The 18,656-nt window shown below is 66.3% G+C and carries 14 protein-coding genes and 2 tRNA genes; 7 read left to right on the top strand and 9 right to left on the bottom strand.

The features are described from left to right. Window positions 1–12 precede the first annotated feature (12 nt). Window positions 13–1,752, top strand: coding sequence for an NAD(P)/FAD-dependent oxidoreductase (locus K5Q19_RS19045; RefSeq protein WP_292948456.1), 1,740 nt, complete (start codon window positions 13–15; stop codon window positions 1,750–1,752). Here the strand turns inward: K5Q19_RS19045 and K5Q19_RS19040 are convergent. After that, a complete protein-coding gene (locus tag K5Q19_RS19040) occupies window positions 1,737–2,897 on the bottom strand; it encodes a hypothetical protein (RefSeq protein WP_292948455.1) in 1,161 nt (386 codons plus the stop codon). The two genes, K5Q19_RS19045 and K5Q19_RS19040, sit on opposite strands and share 16 nt — an antisense overlap. 145 nt (window positions 2,898–3,042) lie before the next feature. Next, window positions 3,043–3,119: transfer RNA gene (locus K5Q19_RS19035), tRNA-Pro, on the bottom strand. Window positions 3,120–3,565: 446 nt separating this feature from the next. Between K5Q19_RS19035 and astD the strand changes: the two genes are divergently transcribed. Beyond that, window positions 3,566–4,969 (top strand): succinylglutamate-semialdehyde dehydrogenase, encoded by a 1,404-nt coding sequence (gene astD, locus K5Q19_RS19030; protein WP_292948453.1) that lies wholly within the window; start codon window positions 3,566–3,568, stop codon window positions 4,967–4,969. 1 nt (window position 4,970) lies between these two features. Here astD and K5Q19_RS19025 read toward each other — a convergent pair. The 3 genes from K5Q19_RS19025 to K5Q19_RS19015 all read right to left on the bottom strand — a co-directional run bounded on the left by K5Q19_RS19025 (window position 4,971) and on the right by K5Q19_RS19015 (window position 7,867). Continuing rightward, window positions 4,971–5,046, bottom strand: a tRNA-Ile gene (locus tag K5Q19_RS19025). 48 nt (window positions 5,047–5,094) lie between these two features. Further along, entirely contained in the window at window positions 5,095–6,096 is a 1,002-nt protein-coding gene (locus K5Q19_RS19020) for a polysaccharide deacetylase family protein (protein WP_292948452.1), read from the bottom strand. Between the two features lie 16 nt (window positions 6,097–6,112). Next, the gene (locus tag K5Q19_RS19015; protein WP_292948451.1) at window positions 6,113–7,867 is read right to left on the bottom strand and encodes a histidine kinase dimerization/phospho-acceptor domain-containing protein; all 1,755 of its coding nucleotides are present in this window, start codon (window positions 7,865–7,867) and stop codon (window positions 6,113–6,115) included. A 290-nt stretch (window positions 7,868–8,157) separates the two neighbouring features. On the opposite strand from K5Q19_RS19015, the gene K5Q19_RS19010 reads away from it, so the two are divergent. The 3 genes from K5Q19_RS19010 to K5Q19_RS19000 all read left to right on the top strand — a co-directional run bounded on the left by K5Q19_RS19010 (window position 8,158) and on the right by K5Q19_RS19000 (window position 13,863). Next, on the top strand, window positions 8,158–8,625 hold the full coding sequence (locus K5Q19_RS19010; protein WP_292948450.1) for an Lrp/AsnC family transcriptional regulator: 468 nt from the start codon (window positions 8,158–8,160) through the stop codon (window positions 8,623–8,625). A gap of 131 nt (window positions 8,626–8,756) precedes the next feature. Beyond that, window positions 8,757–9,188 carry a DUF6678 family protein gene (locus K5Q19_RS19005; protein WP_292948449.1) on the top strand — a complete coding sequence of 144 codons (432 nt, stop codon included), beginning with the start codon at window positions 8,757–8,759 and terminating at the stop codon, window positions 9,186–9,188. 331 nt (window positions 9,189–9,519) lie between these two features. Further along, window positions 9,520–13,863, top strand: a complete 4,344-nt coding sequence (locus K5Q19_RS19000; protein WP_292948448.1) for a calcium-binding protein — start codon at window positions 9,520–9,522, stop codon at window positions 13,861–13,863. A 5-nt stretch (window positions 13,864–13,868) separates the two neighbouring features. Here the strand turns inward: K5Q19_RS19000 and K5Q19_RS18995 are convergent, their stop codons facing one another. Continuing rightward, window positions 13,869–14,900: an aromatic ring-hydroxylating dioxygenase subunit alpha gene (locus tag K5Q19_RS18995; RefSeq protein ID WP_292948447.1), complete on the bottom strand. Its 1,032-nt coding sequence runs from the start codon at window positions 14,898–14,900 to the stop codon at window positions 13,869–13,871. A 2-nt stretch (window positions 14,901–14,902) separates the two neighbouring features. Beyond that, window positions 14,903–15,193: a chorismate mutase gene (locus K5Q19_RS18990; RefSeq protein WP_292948446.1), complete on the bottom strand. Its 291-nt coding sequence runs from the start codon at window positions 15,191–15,193 to the stop codon at window positions 14,903–14,905. Between the two features lie 102 nt (window positions 15,194–15,295). Here K5Q19_RS18990 and K5Q19_RS18985 point away from each other — a divergent pair, with 102 nt between their 5' ends. Beyond that, complete coding sequence (locus K5Q19_RS18985; protein WP_292948445.1) at window positions 15,296–16,309, top strand: polyprenyl synthetase family protein; 1,014 nt, start codon at window positions 15,296–15,298, stop codon at window positions 16,307–16,309. 38 nt (window positions 16,310–16,347) lie between these two features. On the opposite strand, the gene K5Q19_RS18980 is transcribed toward K5Q19_RS18985, so the two are convergent. Together K5Q19_RS18980 and K5Q19_RS18975 are read right to left on the bottom strand one after the other, a co-directional pair. After that, window positions 16,348–17,364 carry an aldo/keto reductase gene (locus K5Q19_RS18980; RefSeq protein WP_292948444.1) on the bottom strand — a complete coding sequence of 339 codons (1,017 nt, stop codon included), beginning with the start codon at window positions 17,362–17,364 and terminating at the stop codon, window positions 16,348–16,350. Between the two features lie 93 nt (window positions 17,365–17,457). Further along, on the bottom strand, window positions 17,458–17,598 hold the full coding sequence (locus tag K5Q19_RS18975; protein WP_292948443.1) for a hypothetical protein: 141 nt from the start codon (window positions 17,596–17,598) through the stop codon (window positions 17,458–17,460). A 56-nt stretch (window positions 17,599–17,654) separates the two neighbouring features. Between K5Q19_RS18975 and K5Q19_RS18970 the strand changes: the two genes are divergently transcribed. Next, on the top strand, window positions 17,655–18,656 hold a 1,002-nt coding region (locus K5Q19_RS18970), incomplete at its 3' end, for a helicase-related protein (protein WP_292948442.1).

Here is an 18,656-nt window from a genome sequence, read left to right as displayed (position 1 = left end):
CGGCAGTTTCTGATGCTTGACGTACATGGCTGGCTTGAGAAGTTCGGCGCGGCGCTCAGCGCCGGTGACGGCGCGGCGGTGGCGGGCCTGTTCCTGCCCGATGGCCTGTGGCGTGACTATCTGGCGCTGGGCTGGACGCTGGCGACGCATGAAGGGACGGACGCGATAACGGCTTTTGCGAACGCGCGGGCCGCAGGTTCCGGCATCGGCCATTTTGCCAGCGAAGCGGCAGAAGGTGCGAGCGAGGGCTTCATCACGTTCGAGACGGCGCAGGGCCGCGGCGAGGGCTATCTGCGGCTGATGGGCGAGAAGGGCTTCACGCTGCTGACCGCGCTCAAGGAACTGAAGGGCTTTGAAGAGCCACTGCGCGGACGGCGCGCTTCGGGCGTGGTGGACGAGACCGGGCAGCGCACCTGGGAAGACGTCCGCCACGACGACGTGGAAGCGTGGAGCGAGAGCAATCCGCCCTATGTGCTGATCATCGGCGCCGGGCAGGGCGGCCTTGCGCTCGGCGCGCGGCTCAAGATGCTGGGCGTGCCGTGCCTGCTCGTCGACAAGTACCCGCGCGTGGGGGATCAGTGGCGCTCGCGCTACAAGTCGCTGCTGCTGCACGATCCGGTATGGTACGACCACATGCCCTACGTGCCGTTCCCCGATCACTGGCCGGTCTACACGCCCAAGCAGAAGATGGGCGACTGGCTGGAATACTACGCCGGGATCATGGAACTGGGGATCTGGACCAGCACCGAATGCAAGGGCATTTCGCGCGATCCGGCCTCAGGCAAGTGGCGCGTCGAACTGGTGCGCGATGGCAAGCCGGTGACGCTGGTACCGGAACATCTGGTGATGGCGGTGGGCAATGCGGGCTTCCCGATCACGCCCGAGTTTCCGGGGCAGGACACGTTCAAGGGCCACCAGTGCCATTCGAGCGCGCATCCGGGCGGCGAGGGGCTGGAGGGCCAGCGCGTGATCGTCGTCGGCGCGAACAATTCCGCGCATGATATCTGCGCCGATCTTGTGAGCCACGGGGCCGAGCCGGTGATGATCCAGCGCTCCTCGACGCTGATCGTGCGGCAATCGAACATGGAAACGCTCCTCGCGGGCGCCTATTCGCAGCAGGCCTATGATTCCGGGCTTGTCACCGACAAGGCGGACCTGCTCAGCGCTTCAGTGCCAATGCGCCTTGCCGAGAAGGTCAACAAGGCGACGTGGGATGCGCTGCGGGTATCGGAAGCGCCGTTTTACCAGCGGCTGACCGATGCCGGATTCCAGGTCGATTTCGGGCCCGACGGCACCGGCATCGCAATGAAGTTCCAGCGCACGTCGTCGGGTTATTACGTCGATGTCGGCGCCTCGGAAATGGTCGCGGACGGGCGGATCAAGGTGCGTTCGGGCGTCACCATCGAGCGGATCGTCGAGGACGGGCTGGTCCTTTCAGATGGCAGCCACGAGCGCGCCGACCGGATCATCTATGCAACCGGCTTCGGCGACATGAAGCAGTGGGTCGCGCGGCTGATCAATCCCGAAGTGGCCGAGCGCATCGGCAAGACCTGGGGTTATGGCTCCGGCTTCCCGGGCGACCCCGGGCCGTGGGAAGGCGAGATGAAGAACCTGTGGAAGCCGACGCCCGAACCCGGGCTGTGGTTCATGGCCGGAAATCTCGCGATGGCACGCAGTTACTCTCAGTACCTCGGCCTGCAACTGAAGGCGCGGTACGAGGGGCTACCGGTGGAGCCTTACGTCCCCGCCTGAAGTCGGGGGCGTGCGGCGAGCGCTGCGCCGATCAGCACGAGGCCCAGCACGACCGCGGCTGAACACGTGAGCAACACGGTATCGATGCCCTCAGCCTCGATGATCATGCCGGCGGCGGTTGGCAGGATCGCTGCGCCCATCAATTGCGCCGAGGCGGCAAAGGGCAGGCTGCGGCGAGTGGGATCGGCTTCCAGCAGAAAACCGGTGAGCGCGGGGGTGAGGACCATCCATACGAACCCGTACCCGACGACGAGGCCCCAGCCGACAGGGCCTTCCGCGCCGCGCAGAAACAGCAAGGCGACGATGAGGATGAGAGCGAGACCGGTGACCACGGACTTTAGCCCGGCATGGCCCCGCTCTCCGACTGCTATCGCGACGAGTGCGCCGGCCATCTGCCCCACCATCGACGCGGTGAGCATCGGCGCGATGCGATCAGCCGCGATGCCGCGCGCTTCGAGCCAGAGGCCCATGTAGGCCCAGATCCCCACAACCGCGCCCACGAGAAGGGCCGACGCGCCAAGCCCGATCCAGCCGGACAGCGGAATGGCGCTCTTGCTCGCGGCGTTTTCGGCATGGGATGCGGGGGTGAGCCGGGTCGGCACGAGCGGCAGTGCCAGTGCAGTGAGCGCGGCGATGACCGCAAGCGCATGCTGGACATCGGCCGCCGAGCCGGGCGCAGCGGCGCTCGCGAACCACTGCAGGATGGCATACTGGCTCGCGGCCTGAAGGAACAGGAAGGCGGCGGCGGCGGCGTTGAGACCCTTCGCCCGTGCAATCGCACCCGCCGCCACGCCGACGAGCAGGCCGCCGCCCGCACCGGATACGGCGCGAACCACCAGCAGCGGGATTGCGGCGGGCAGCAGGTTTGCCGCGATGGTGATGGCGATGCCGATCAGCGCCACTGCCCGGGCCGGCATGCGGGCGAGCAGTGCGATGCCGCCCGCACTGCCGAGCGCAATGGCGGCGATTTCAATGGCGGCGAGCAGGCCAAGGCTGGCTTCGGCAATCCGCCCTTCATGCACATAGCCGCCATAGAGCAGGGGCTGGACACCAAGCACGAGGAGCCCGGTCGCGCCGATCAGCAGGCAGGCGCCGAGCGACATGCGGGTGGGTGCGGGGCCGGTTGGTTCCTGCTGCGCCGCCATGCCATTCCCCGATGATCCGATAATTATCCGGTTTATTGGGCAGGGCGCCAGGCAAGTCAAGCGCGTGGGCTGGCCGCGCAGCCTGCCGGGATTCGCCGCATTGGACCGGCGTTCGTGCGGATAAGGGCGTGCGGGGGCGGGAGTTTGGTCGGGGAGACAGGATTCGAACCTGCGACCCTCTGCTCCCAAAGCAGATGCGCTACCAGGCTGCGCTACTCCCCGACTGGCCCCGCCCTAGAGCATGCAGTGGCGGTGCGGCAAGGCGCAATCGAAAATCCCCCGCTCCGGAATCGCGACGCAGAGCATTTGTATTTCTACGTAGGACTGGCATAGTTGATAACAGTTTCGCCCGGGGGCTGAGCGGCGGATGAGGGGGCGGTGCGGCGTATGGCAGAACTGATAAAGCGGCTGCGGTGCCTTGTTGGCAGGCATTCTCCATCGCGGCGTTCCGTGCGTTATGAAGGGCATCTCAAGATTGGCCCGTGCAAGTACTGCCGCAGGGAACTCGAGAAGAGCGCGGACGGGCGCTGGGTTGTCCGTCACCACGCGGGCAGTCCGGGCAAAGGCAAAGTCGCCGCCGAGGATTGAGCCCCGGTGGTTGACCTTCAGGTGGCGCGCGCCCAATTGGCTAGCGGGTAATACCGAGCCCCGAGCCAAGAGGAGCGAGCATGACCACCTGGACTTCCACTGACCCCATGACCGGCGATGTGCTGTGGCAGGGCGAGGACGCGGACGTCGATGTGGCGGTGATGGCGGCCCGTGCGGCGCAGGGAGACTGGGCGCTGCGGCCGCTGGCCGAGCGCATAGCGATTGCCGAGCGCTATGCCGAAGTGGTGAAAGCACATGCCGAGGACTTTGCCCGCGTGATTGCGCGCGAGACCGGCAAACCGCTGTGGGAAGCCCGCACCGAAGTGGGCACGGTGGCCGCCAAGGTCGCCATTTCGATCACCGCGCAGGCCGAGCGGGCGGGCGAGCGCTTTGGCGAGGCGGCCGGCGTGCCGCAGGCGCTGCGCCACAAGCCGCACGGCGTGCTGGCGGTGCTGGGCCCCTACAATTTTCCCGCCCACCTGCCCAACGGCCACATCGTGCCGGCGCTGCTGGCGGGCAACGCGGTGGTGTTCAAGCCGTCCGAACTGACCCCGGCTTCGGGTGCCTACATGGCAGGGCTCTGGGCCGAGGCGGGCCTTCCCGAAGGCGTGCTGATGGTAACGCAGGGCCGCGCCGATACCGGGCGGGCGCTGGCGGCGCATCCGGAGCTTGACGGGCTGCTCTTCACCGGGTCCTCGAACACCGGTCTGGCGCTGCATCAGGCCTTTGCCGCAAGGCCCGACCGGATACTCGCGATCGAGACGGGCGGCAACAATCCGCTGGTTGCGTGGGATATTGCGGAAGGCGACGTGGAAGCGGCGGCCTCGCTTGTGGTGCAATCGGGCTTCCTTTCGGCGGGCCAGCGCTGCACTTGCGCGCGGCGGCTGATCGTGGGGCCGGATGGCGGTGCGCTGATCAGCGCGGTGGTGGCCATGGCGGACCGCATCATCGTCGGCGGGCCGTTTGACGAGCCGGTGCCGTTCATGGGCCCGGTGGTCGACATGAACGCCGCAGCGCGGGTCGAGAAGGCGTGGGAGGCGCTGGTGGCGATGGGCGGAAAGGTGATCCGCCCGCTGCTGCGCCTGCGCGAGGGCACGCCGCTGCTGTCACCGGCGATGATCGATGTGACCGGGCTTGCGGTGCCGGACGAGGAAATCTTCGGCCCGGTGCTGCAGGTGATCCGCGTGCCCGATTTCGAGGCGGCGATGGCAGCGGCGAACGCCACCCGCTTCGGCCTTGCAGCAAGCCTGATCGGCGGGGACGAAGCGCTCTATCGCCGGTTCTGGGCGGCCAGCCGCGCGGGTGTGGTCAACTGGAACCGGCCGACAAATGGCGCCGCATCCTCGGCGCCGTTCGGAGGCGTGGGGATTTCGGGCAACCACCGCCCGAGCGCCTATTATGCGGCGGATTACTGCGCGTGGCCGGTGGCGAGCCTGGAGAGCCCGGCCATCGCTGCGGCGGCGCTGACGGGGCTGCGGGGATAGTTGGTGGGCCCGGCAGGATTCGAACCCGCGACCTAGCCGTTATGAGCGGCCAGCTCTAACCGCTGAGCTACAGGCCCACCTTGATCGTCCGGTTAATGCGCTGCCGGGCGATTGGCAAGCGCGGCTCAAACCTCCACCGCGGCGAGGATATCGGCCACGCTGGCGGGCCGGATCTGGCGTTGCTTGAGATAGGCGAAAACCGCGCGCCACCAGTCGTAGAGCTGGTCGAGGCCGCTTGCATCCCGCACGTAGGGTGTGAGGCCGGGGCGCAGCGAAGGGCTGTGGAAGGAAAACACCAGGACCGGCAGGCCATCGTCAATCGCGATATCGATGCCCTTGATCGCTTCCTCGATGCTGACCCCTTCCGGGGTCAGCGGGATGCGTTCAAGCATCGCCATCCGGGCGAGCAGGCCGCGCAGCTTGGGCGTGCGCCACAGCATGGGATAGAGCATCGGACCCTGCTGGCGCAGCATGCCCCAGAACACCGTGGTGAGCGGCAACTCCATGAGGCCGCCGGGCTTGTCGATCCACCACGGCCTGACGGGGTGCTCGGAGAAGTTGGGGCCGCCAGTGGAACTGTAATCGAAGCGGGCGCGGACCGAGGTATCGATCGCGAGCCCGGCCTGCGATAGGATACTGGCGCTGGCCGGGCCGACGCCATAACGGCCGGCGCGGTAGATCAGCGGAGCCTTGCCGAAGGCACTCTCGATCGTGTCTCGCAACGTGTTGAACTTCGCCGCTTCCAGCTCCGGCGCCAGATTGCCGGCATAGCTGTTGAAGACAGTGACGTCCTCGTCATGCGGCGGGTTGACCCAGGGATGGAGCTGGACGCCGATCTCGGCCCGGCCGGCGGCGACGGCATCGCCCAGCGCTTCGACCGCGGCGGGATCGGTCGCGATCGGATAATCGATCAGATAGACCGGGGCGACGCCCATGCCTTCGCAGAACTGCTGGAAACGGGCGAGGCGCGGGACATGGCTGAGCCCGTGGCCGGTGCGCCCGAGCGGCTGCGTCCAGTCGAATTCCTCTTCGGTATCGACGGTGACGATGAAGCGCTGGCCGAAAGCGGGCGCAAAGCGCACGTGCTGCCATGCACCCGGAACGTCGAGAATGTTCGGCTGAGCCACGCCTGCCAAGGTCCCCCTAGCCGGCCTCGCTGCCGACTACGCCTTTTTGGCTAGGTGCATGACGTGCGGTGGTCAAGAGCGGGAGAGTGACATCCACGCTTGCCCCATCGCGCACCATAAGGCCACCTGCTGCGCGCAGCTCCGCCCCGCACAAGCGCAGCGCAAAGCTGCTGCCGAGCATACCGCCGGGGCTGGCGAGACTGTCTGCGACGAGCGGTGCGCCCTCGCTCGATGCTACCAGCGAGGCGGGAAACGGGAGCCTGAGGCGGACGGCAAAGCCCTGCGGGCCGGCGCCTACGCTGAGGGACAGGTGTATGCGCTCACCCGGCGTCGCAGCGCTCGCGATCAGCGACAGCAGGCGCCAGAGCGTGCGTTCGAGCTCGTCTGGCAGCACCGCGACGGGCAGCGGGCCATCGGGGAGATCGTGCGTCAGCACGGCCTCGCGCGGGGCGAGCAGGGGTTCGAGCTGGGCGATCAGCCGGGTAAGGAGGGCGGTAAGGTCCGTCTCGGCTTCGGCGGGCACGCCCGCAGGGGCGGTTTCGAGCAGGGCGAGCCGCTCCACATCCTCGAACCCCGCCAGCATGCGCGCTGCATCGGACGCGATACCGGCGGCGAGGCTGCGGTACTGGTGCGGCGTGGGGCCGAGCAGCTGCTGCTGGATCAGTTCGGCAAAGCCCTGAATCGCATTGATCGGCGTGCGCAGTTCATGCAGCATTTGCCGAAGCCGATCGGTGCTGCGCTGCGCCGCATCCTCGGCAGCCGCGGGCATGGCCGCGAGGGACGGCGCGGGTGGGCGGCGCAGGCGGGCATTCCAGCCGAGGAAGTGCCCGCTATCGGGCACGAAAGCGGGAACAGCATCGATGCGCCAGGCCCCTTCGATCGGACCGGGCCCTTCGAGTTCCAGCCGTCCGCCGATCACGGGGAGCCGCGCCCGTGCCGCGCCGAGTGTGGCGGGATCGCAGGCGACCGGCGCATCGGGATCGGCGGCGAAGGGCCGCAACCCGACCAGCGCGCTGGCGAGGTGCGAGCTCGCGGCGGTGACCGTGCCATCGGCATCGAGCGCGATGTCGATCGCGATGACGGCGGGCGGCGCCGGGGGCGGCTCGTCCACAAAGGGCAGGCGGCTCTGGGCAATGGCCTGAGGGGCGGCGCCTTCGGCCTGAGCACCGGCCGGCAGGTCCCGCGCCCGGCGGAAGGCTTCGATGCGGGCGATGATAGCGCCGATACCCTCGGCCGCGGGCGGGGAGAAAGCCGGCTCGCTGGCGGGGGGTACGGCAGCGATTTGCGGCAGCGGCACGATGCGCGCCGCAGGTTCCCGCTGCTGGGCGAAACCGGGCGGAAGCGGCAGCGCGAAATCGGTGATCCCGAAGCGCGCCAGTAACCTTTCCACCTCGGGCCCGAGATCGCGGCGGTGGCGCAGGAAGCCGCGCGCCTGCACCGGCAGATCGGGGATCAGCCGCAGCCATTCCCGCTCCGTAAGGCGGGCCGAGGTTATCGCGGCCAGTGCCACTTTGGGACCGGCTTCGGCAAAATGTTCGACAAGGATTGGTGAACGCAGGCCTGCTGCGGCAATAAGGGATGCACTCGCGGGTTCGCCCAGCATCGCGGCGATCGAATCAAGCCGGGTCAGCGCGCCGATATGCTGCTCGGTCCAGCGTTCGACCGGGGTGCGGCCGAGAAGGTCCAGCAACTGGCGCATTTGCGTCGCGGCCGCACCCGGCCCGGCCGCGACGGTGCGCAGCACGGTTTCGAGGCGATCGTCAACAATCATGCGTTCTCCGAGCAGCAGGCGACGCGCGCAGGCGCGCCCGTGGTGGTTACCGGGACCCTAACAAAATGCGGGTGGGCGGGAAGGGGCCTGTTGATTGCGTTGCATTGTGGGACGATTGCGATATTAAACAACAAAATTATCGGCAGCAGCCGCACAAGGTGTGGAAAGTTACCAAGATTGGCCGGACAGCCCCTTTCATGCAGTCTATTATGCGGTTTTGACAAAGGGCGGCGTTAACCAATTGATCCGAACACAATGCCTCCGAGCGCACGCAGGATAAACAGAGAACCATGGCAACTCTCGACGGGATCGATCGGCGTCTCCTCGCCGAATTGCAGGATGAAGGGCGAGTGACCAATGTCGAGCTGGCGCAGCGCGTCGGCCTGACTGCGCCGCCCTGCCTGCGGCGGGTGCGCGCGCTGGAGGAAGCCGGCGTGATCCGCGGCTATCATGCCGAACTCGACCCCTCGAAGCTGGGCTTTGCCATCACCGTCTTCGCGCTGGTGAGCCTGAAGAGCCAGGCCGAGGAATCGCTCCGCCAGTTCGAAGAGCACATGCGCACCCTGCCCGAAGTGCGCGAGTGCCACATGCTGAACGGCGAGATCGATTTCATTCTGAAGATCGTCAGCCGCGATCTGCAGAGCTTTCAGGAATTCCTCACCAGCAAGCTGACGCCCGCGCCCAATGTGGCGAGCGTGAAGACCTCGCTGACGATCCGCACCGCCAAGCAGCTGCCGGGTGTGCCGCTGGGCGACTGAGCGTGCCGCCCACCGGCGGGCGCGCGGATTGCGTTGGATGCACTGGCCAATTCGCCGACATTGACGTTTGTTCAGCCCGCCGCGCCGCGTTCCCCGGTTGCGGATGATCGGCGTGTGTGAGACCGTCAGGCATGACCGTCCACTCACGACAGGATCTGGAACGGCTTGGGCGTTTGGCTCGCGCCCGCTATTCCCATGCGCTCATGTCAGACACCAAGTGGCGCAAGCTCTTTTCGGCGGTGGACGAAGCCGGACTGAGCCCGAAGCGCATCGTGGCCAAGTTCATCGATCGCCAGCACGTGAGCCAGATGAAGTGGCCGGGCGATTTGGCAATGTGGCCTCCGCACCCCTGGATCGACACGTTTGCGCTTGGACCAATCGAACTCAGGTCCATAGAATGGATACTGATCCCATCCCTGTTTCACGAAGAGCGCGGCGCACGCGGTGTTCCGCCGAGGGAGGTCCGGCAGGATTTTGAGGCTATTGGCCTCCTGCTGGAGTCTCTGGGGCAGTTTCCCCTCGAGGTGTCTGCCGAAGGGCTGCGGATCATCGGCTACAAATAGCGAAAGGGTCCACCGCGCCAATGGCAATCCGATCCGATGAAACCGCCACCACTTCGCTATCCGCATAGCTTGCTGGTGCCATCTAGGTAGAATCCCGGATTTTGCCGGAAAGCATGTCTGCCGAGCTGTCGATGGGGGTGGCCGCGCCCGGATTGGCGCATTTCCGGGCATTCTCCGGCCCTGTTCGGGCTCTGCCGTCGGCTTGCTGCTGCAGGGAAATTTAACCCTTATCCGCTAACCCGCCTCGCAACGGATTGAACGGCATCCGCCAGGCCGCGCGCGCAGAGTTGTTGCGGCGACGGCCTTGGCGGGGTGCATGCGGGGACGCGGAATGGTTGAAATCGTCAAGGTCGGCGGCGAATTTCTGGTCAACACCACGGTTGCGGGCTTTCAGGAAATGCCCTCGATCACCGGGCTTTCCGGTGGCGGCTTCGTGGCGACCTGGACCGACTATTCGGATGTGAGTGGCCTCGGCGTGGCCAAGGCGCAGCTCTACAGCGCAGCAGGCACCAAGGTGGGCGCCGAGTTCGCAGTGGCGAGCGGCGCGGCGACCGACCAGTCGTTCCCGACGGTGACGAGCCTTGCGAACGGCGGGTTCGTGGTGGCCTGGACCGAAGCGGGCGTCCAGTCAGACTACAAGATCAAGGCGCAGGTCTACGACGCAAGCGGAGCGGTGGTGACGCCGGCATTCCTCGTCAATAGCACGACCTGGACGCAGCAGGGCGGCAACAACCTGCCCGGCAACCACAACCCCACGACCACCGGCCTTTCCGGCGGCGGCTTCGTGGTGACCTGGCAGGACTATGCCGGCACTGCCGGTGATGCGAGCGGTGCGGGGATCCTGTCGCAGCTCTACAGCGCGGCAGGCGCACCGGTGGGCAGCGCGGTGCGCGTGAACACCCAGACGAGCGGCGACCAGACCCAGCCGATGGTGACCAGCCTTGCGGGCGGCGGCTATGTCGTGACGTGGATGGACGGCACTGCGGCCGGCACGGTGATGAAGGCGCAGCTCTTCAGCGCGGCGGGCGCGAAAATCGGTGGCGAGATTGCGGTCGATGCCGAAGTGCAGAGCGATCAGGCGCTGCCGGTGGTGACGGGCCTCGCGACGGGCGGCTTCGTGGTGGCGTGGCAGGATTCGAAACCGGCGAGCGGCGAGCCCGATACGCTGATCCGCGCGCAAGTGTTCAGCGCGGCCGGGGCCAAGGTGGGCACTTCGCTGGTGGTGAGCGACACGACCGCAGGCGAGCGCGACTTCCCCTCGATCGCCAGCCTGCCCAACGGCGGCTTCGTGGTGACGTGGCAGCATTTCACGAGCCCCACCGACAGCGACATCAAGGCGCAGGTTTTCAATGGCGACGGCACCAGGCTGGGCGCCGAAATGCTTATCAATACGTCGACGGCGGACTATCAGGAGCGCCCGGTCATCACCAGCGTGACGGGCGATGGCTTTGTCATTGCGTGGGGTGACAGCAGCGGCCTTGGCGGCGATGCCGACGGGACCAGCATCAAGGCGCAGAGGTTCAGCTACGGCGCCTACAACGTGATCACCGGCACCGATGCGATCGATGCGCTCACCGGTACCACCGGCGATGACCACCTCGTCGGCCTTGCCAGCAACGACACGTTGACGGGCCTCGGCGGCAATGACCTGCTCGATGGCGGCACCGGCAACGATACTATGGTCGGCGGGCTGGGTGATGACGTCTATGTCGTCGACGCGGCGGGCGATGTGGTGACCGAGCTTGCCGGACAGGGCACCGACACGGTGCAGACGACGCTGGCAAGCTACACGCTGGGCAACAACGTCGAGAACCTGACTTTCACCAACAACATTGCCCATACCGGCAACGGCAATTCGCTGAACAACGTGCTGACCGGTGGCGGCGGCGCGGACAGCCTCAATGGCGGGACCGGCGCGGACCGCATGGTCGGCCGGCTGGGGAACGATACCTACACTGTCGACAACCTGGGCGACACGACCATCGAGGCCGTGGGCGAGGGGACCGATACGGTCGTTTCCTCGATCAGCTGGACGCTGGCGACCAATGTCGAGAATCTCTCGCTTTCGGGTTCGGCCGCGATCAATGGCACCGGGACCAACGAAGCCAACGTGCTGACCGGCAATGGCGCGGCCAACGTGCTCACGGGCCTTGGCGGCAACGACACGCTGAACGGCAACGCGGGTGCGGACACCATGATCGGCGGGCAGGGCGACGATGCCTATTCCGTGGACAATGCAGGCGACGTGACCACCGAAGCGGCGGGCGAGGGGACCGACCGCGTTTCTGCCTCGATTTCCTGGACGCTGGCCGCCAATGTCGAGAACCTGACGCTTTCCGGCTCATCCGCGATCAACGGCACCGGCAATGGTGACGCCAACGTGCTGAACGGCAATGGCGCGGCCAACGTACTCACCGGCCTCGGCGGCAACGATACGCTGAATGGCGGCGCCGGCGCGGACACCATGGTCGGCGGGCTGGGGGATGACAGCTACGTCGTCGACAACATCGGCGATGTCGTGACCGAACTGGCTGCGCAGGGCACCGATCTCGTCACCGCCTCGATCAGCTGGACACTGGGCGCCAACTTCGAGAACCTCACGCTTTCGGGCAGTGCGGTGATCAACGGCACGGGCACCAACGACGCCAACGTGATCACCGGCAACGGCGCGAACAACGTGCTGACCGGGCTGGGCGGCAACGACACGCTGAACGGCGGATCGGGCAGCGATACGATGATCGGCGGACTGGGCGATGACACCTTTGTGGTCGATTCGAGCAGCGATGTGGTGACCGAGCTGGCGGGCGAGGGCACCGATCTCGTGCGGACCACGCTGTCGAGCTATACGCTTGCGGCCAATGTCGAGAACCTGACCTTCACCAATTCTTCGGCGCACAGCGGCACCGGCAATGCGCTGAACAATGTGATCACCGGCAATGCGGGCAACGATACGCTGAACGGCGGCGCGGGGACGGATACGCTGATCGGCGGCTTCGGCAACGACAGCTATGTGGTGGACAACAGCGGAGACGTGGTGACCGAATTTGCCGGGCAAGGCACGGATCTGGTGACGGCTGCGGTGAGCTATACGCTGGCCGCCAACATCGAGAACCTGACGCTTTCCGGCACGGCGGCGATCAATGGCACCGGCAATACCGATGCCAACGTGCTGACCGGCAACAGCGGCGCCAATGTGCTGACCGGGTTTGGCGGCAACGATACGCTCAACGGCGGAGCGGGCAACGACACGCTGATCGGCGGCCTTGGCGATGACATCTATGTCGTCGATGCCGCGGGCGATGTGGTGACCGAACTTGCCGGTGAAGGCACCGACACGGTGCAGACCACGCTCGGCAGCTATACCATGGCCGCGAATGTCGAACGGCTGACCTTCACCAACAACTCCTCGCACACCGGCATCGGCAATGCGCTTGCCAACGTGATCACCGGCAACAGCGGCAGCGATGTGCTCGATGGCGGTGCAGCGGCGGACACGCTGATCGGCGGCGCGGGCAACGACAGCTATTTGGTCGACAATGCGGGCGATGTGACCACCGAACTCGCGGCGCAAGGGACCGACCTCGTCACCGCCTCGCTCAGCTGGACGCTGGCGGCCAATATCGAGAACCTGACGCTTTCGGGGACCGCCGCGATCAATGGCACGGGCACCAACGAGGCCAACGTGCTGACGGGCAACAGCGGCGCCAATGTGCTGACCGGCCTTGGCGGCAACGACACGCTCAATGGCGGCGCGGGGATCGACACCCTGATCGGTGGGCTGGGCGATGATATCTATGTCGTCGATGTGGCGGGCGATGTGGTGACCGAGTTGGCGGGCGAGGGCACTGACACGGTGCAGACCACGCTCGCCAGCTATACGCTGGGCGCGAATATCGAACGGCTGACCTTCACCAATAACGTCTCGCACACCGGCATCGGCAATGCGCTTGCCAACGTGATCACCGGCAACAGCGGCAACGATCTGCTGAATGGCGGCCTCGGCGCGGACACGCTGATCGGCGGCAGCGGCAACGACAGCTATGTGGTCGACAATGCGCTCGATGTGACGACCGAGGCGTCAGGCGGCGGGACCGATCTGGTGACGGCATCGCTGAGCTGGACGCTGGCGCTCAATGTCGAGAACCTGACCCTGTCCGGCAGCGCCGCGATCGACGGCACCGGCAACACGCTTGCCAACGTGCTGACCGGCAACACCGGCAACAACGTGCTCTCGGGGCTCGACGGCAATGACACGCTGAGCGGCGGGCTTGGTGACGACACGCTGCTGGGCGGGATCGGCAACGATACGCTGATCGGCGGCACGGGCAACGACACGCTGAATGGCGGCACCGGAACGGATATCTTCGTGTTCAATGCAGCACCGAATGCGGCGACCAATTTCGACACGCTGCAGGACTTCACGTCCGGCGCCGACAAGCTCTCGTTCAGCCGCGCGGTCTTCACCGGCTTTGCCGCGACGGGCGCGATGAGCGTCGATGCGTTCTGGTCGGGCGCGGGGGTCAATGCGGCGCACGATGCGACGGACCGGTTCATCTACAACACCACGACCGGGGTGCTGTGGTATGATGCGGACGGAACCGGGGCGACGGCAGCGGTGCAAGTGGCGCAGCTGTCCGGGGCGCTGGTTTTCAGCGATTTCCTGATTACGGCCTGATTGGACTACCCTTCCGCTGTGATCTTCCGCGCCAGCGTCTGGCGGAAGCGGAACGAGGCGAGGTCGTTCTTGAGATCGATGGAGGGCGTGAGGCTGGTGTCCATGCCGATCTGCACCGCGTTCAGGATCACGCGGTCTTCCTCGAAGGCATGCTTCACGTCTTGCGTGAACTCTTCGGACACTGCCGCATCATCGGGCGCGAAGTTCCTCAGCTGGAACCAGAAATAGCGCGTCTGGCGCGCGTTCACCGGGGTGAGGAAATTGAAGCTGTCCATGCAGAAGGCATCGGCGTGGAGGGGCAAGTCCGCTCCGCCGCTGCCAGCGGGGGTGAACACCGCCTTGATCACCGCGTTCGAGGGATAGCGCACCTCGTAGTGCTGGTAGCGATCGGCGCGGCCGGCGAATTTCAGGAACTTGGCGTAGAACGGCGCAGGCTCGGTATCCATCAGCCAGCGCGCGGCGGTCACGCCATCGGGCGCCGACAGGGTCTCGATCGGGACGGCGGCGCAGGAAGCATCGCCGAAGGAGCCGGGGTGAACCCAGGTGACGTGGGTGGGATCGAGCAGGTTGTCGACCACATAGAGGTAGTGGCAATCGACCTGCATGACCGGACCGCGGTTGTAGCCCCATTCGGGTGAGCCCCATTGCGGGATGTCGACAATCGTCGCCGGATCCGCCTTGGCTGGATCGCCCATCCAGATCCACACGAGGCCATAGCGCTCGGCGAGCGGATAGGCGCGCGCACAGGCCTTGGGCAGGGCGCTCTGGGTAGGGGCGGCAATGCAGGCGCCGCTGCGGTCGAACGTCAGTCCATGGTAGCCGCAGATCAGCGTATCGCCCTCGCGCCGGCCCATCGAAAGCGGCAGCTTGCGGTGCGGGCAGGCATCTTCAAGCGCAATCGGGGTGCCATCCTCTGCGCGGAACAGCACCACGCGTTCGCTCAGAATCTCGCGCGGGGTCAGCGCATAAGTGATCGCATCGGCCCAGTCGGCCACGTACCACGCGTTTCGGAGGAAGCCCTCTGCACCGAGGCGCATGGTCAGGCTTTTGCTTCCGCCGCCTGTTCGTGGTGGCGGATCACTTCCTGGATGATGAAGCGCAGGAATTTCTCGCTGAATTCGGGATCGAGCTTGGCGTCTACCGCAAGCGCGCGCAGCCGGGCGATCTGGCGCTCCTCGCGCGCGGGGTCGCTGGCGGGCAGCTGGTGCGCCGCCTTGTAGGCACCGACGGCCTGCGTGATGCGGAATCGCTCGGCCAGAATGTGGATCATCGCCGCGTCGATATTGTCGATGGACTGGCGATAACCTGCCAGCACCGGGTCTTCGCTCATCCCAAATCTCCGTCCATCCGCCCCGCCGCGAGGGGCTCAAGGCCCACTGTGGCACAACTTGTATCTTGCCAAGCGGCGGTGGGCAGGCCAAGCGAGCGGGAAATGACAGCAACCATCCACTCGATCCCCCGCCGCGCCGAGCCGTCGCTGCAGCCGCTCATGGCGCTCGTGGCCGAAGGCATGAACAGTGTCAACGAAGTGATCCTCGGCCGGATGCAATCGCGCATCCCGCTGATCCCGGCGCTTGCTGGCCATCTCATCGCCGGTGGCGGCAAGCGCATGCGCCCGATGCTCACGTTGGCGAGTGCTTCGCTGCTGGGGTATGGCGGCAGCCGCCACTACAAGCTGGCGGCGACGGTGGAGTTCATTCACACCGCAACCCTGCTGCACGACGACGTGGTAGATGGCTCGGGCATGCGGCGCGGCAAGCAGGCGGCCAACATCATCTTTGGCAATCCGGCCACCGTGCTCGTCGGCGATTTCCTGTTTAGCCGCAGCTTCGAGCTGATGGTGGAGGACGGCAGCCTCAAGGTGCTCAAGATCCTTTCGGGCGCCTCTGCCGTGATTGCGGAAGGCGAAGTCGACCAGCTGGTCGCGCAGCGGCAGGTGGAAACGACCGAGGAACGCTACCTCGCGATCATCAACGCCAAGACCGCAGCGCTGTTCGCCGCCGCGTGCCGCATCGCCGCCGTGGTGGCCGAGCGCAGCGAGGCGGATGAACTCGCGCTCGATTCGTATGGCCGCAACCTCGGCATTGCGTTCCAGCTGGCAGACGATGCGATCGACTACGATTCGGACGCGTCCGAAATGGGCAAGGACCAGGGCGACGACTTTCGCGAGGGCAAGATGACGCTGCCGGTGATCCTCGCCTATGCGCGCGGCTCGGCCGAGGAACGCACCTTCTGGCAGGAAGCAATTGCCGGCGACCGCAACAGCGATGCCGATCTGGCGCATGCGGTTGCGCTGATTCGCAAGCACGAGGCGGTAAACGCCACGCGCGAGCGCGCACGCTATTATGCGCAGCGCGCGATCGACGCGATTGCGGCCTTCCCGGCGAGCGCTGCGAAGGCGGCGATGACCGAGGCGGCGGAATTTGCGGTGGCGCGGCGGTTTTGAGGCCAAAGACAAGACGTTTCGTCATTGCGGGGTGAAGCTCACCCCATCGGGTACATGATCTCCCGGCTCACCGCGTTGACGGCCTTCATTGCCTCTTCCGGCAGCACCAGATCGGCGGCGGCGAAGATCGGGGCGCATTGTTCCTCGGTGGTGACGCCGACGATGGTCGAGGCGACGAAATCGTGCTGCTTGGACCAGGCGACCGCGAAAGTGACGGGGTCGAGGCCGTGTTCGCGCGCGATCATGGCGAAGCGTTCGGCGGATTCGATCGACTTGTCATTGACGAAGCGGCGCGCCATCGCGCTCTGGCGGCCGCCCATTTCGAGGTACTTCGAAAAGCGCGCGCCTTCGGGCCGGGCGCCGCCGCTGTACTTGCAGGCGAGCACACCGCCGCCGATGGGCGAGTAGGGGATGAGGCTGACGCCTTCCTTGCGGCAGACTTGCGCGAGTTCATCCTCGAAGCGGCGGTTGTTGAGGCTGAAGTTGTTCTGGATCGTCTGGTAACGCGCAGCGCCGACGGCCTTGGCAGCCTCGATCGACTTCATCAGGCCCCACGATGTCTCGTTCGAGCAGCCGAGCACGCGCACCTTGCCGGCGCGGACGAGCTCGTCGAGCGTCTCCATGGTTTCTTCATAGGCGGTATCGTGATCGGGCCAGTGGGTCTGGTAGAGATCGATGTAATCGGTGCCGAGCTTCTTGAGGCTGTCTTCCACCGCGCGGATGATGTTGTGCCGATCAAGCGCGGTCATGCCGTTGCGCTTGGGGCTCTTGAACCAGACGTGGCTGGGGCCGGAGACCTTTGTTGCCATGATGATCGCATCGCGCGGCTTGGTCTTCATCCACTTGCCGACGATTTCCTCGGTGCGGCCGACATACTTGATGTCGGGCGGGACGGGGTAGCCTTCCGCCGTATCGTAGAAATTGATGCCGGCATCGTAGCTCATGTCGAGGATGCGCAGGGCGGTGGCTTCATCGGCCTGACTGCCGAAGGTCATCGTCCCCATGCAGATATCGGAAACGACGATGGCGGAAGTGCCGAGGCGGCGGTGCTGCATGACGTGGAATTCTCCCGGAAGGTTTGAAGCGCAGGGTGGCGTGGCGGCGCGGGCCGGTCAAGGCGGGCGGGCGCTAGCAAAAGAGCGGATGGGTTAGCCGGGGCGTTTGCCGATGAGCCACCACACCGCACCGGCGGCCAGCAAAGCTGCGGCGGCGATCAGGACCGCAATCACCGTGCCGCCGGCGAGAATGCTCGTGAGGAGCGCGACGAGAATTTCGATGCTGGTCCTCATGGGCACGGCCCTAGCATGGATTGCAGGGGCCGCAGAGGGTGCTTAGGGCAAAGCCTGTGAGTGACCTTCCGATCCATGCCGTTTTGCCACAGTTGCTCGGCGCGCTGCGCGCCATCCCCTCCGCCGTGCTGATTGCGCCGCCCGGGGCGGGCAAGACGACGGCGGTGGCGCCTGCGCTGATCGGCGAGCCGTGGTGCAAGGGGCAGGTGATCGTGCTGAGCCCCCGGCGCGTGGCGGCGCGCGCGGCGGCTGAGCGCATGGCAGAGCTGATGGGGGAGCAAGCGGGGGAGACGGTCGGCTATGTCACCCGGCTTGATGCCAAGCGCGGCCCGCGTACACGGATCGTGGTGATGACCGAGGCGATCTTCGTCTCGGCGCTGCTGGCCGATCCGGAGCTTGGCGGTGTTTCGGCGGTGCTGTTTGACGAAGCACACGAGCGCGGGCTGGGCAGCGATCTGGCGCTGGCGCTCAGCATCGAAGCGCAGGGCGTGCTGCGCGATGATCTGCGGCTCTTGGTGATGTCCGCCACGCTCGATGGGGCGCGGTTTGCGCGGCTCATGGGCGATTGCCCGGTGGTGGAGAGCGAAGGCAAGGCGCATCCGCTGGTGATCCGCTGGCTGGGATCGCGGCCCGATCTGAAGCCCGAACAGGCGGTGGCGAGCGCGGTGGCGCAGGCTTGGGGTGAGGAGGAAGGCGATATTCTGGCCTTTCTGCCCGGCGTGGCGCAGATCGAACGCTGTGCGGACCTGCTGGCGGAGCGGCTGCCCAAGGCGCTGGTGCTGCCGCTGCATGGGCAGGTGGAGCCCGCAGGGCAGCGCGCGGCGATCCGGCGTGATGCGCAAGGGCGGCGACGCGTGGTCTTGGCAACAAGCATTGCCGAGACCTCGCTGACCCTGGACGGCGTGCGGATCGTGGTCGATGCGGGGCTTTCGCGGCGGTCGGAGTTCGACAAGGCGGCGGGCGTCTCGCGGCTGGTGACGGTGCGGGCGAGCCAGGCCTCGGCGGCGCAGCGCGCGGGCCGCGCGGCGCGGCAGGGGCCGGGCGTCGCCTATCGCTTG

The sequence above is a fragment of the Novosphingobium sp. genome (genome assembly GCF_019748365.1).
Classification (GTDB): domain Bacteria; phylum Pseudomonadota; class Alphaproteobacteria; order Sphingomonadales; family Sphingomonadaceae; genus Novosphingobium.
This window is presented reverse-complemented; position numbering and strand designations above follow the sequence as displayed.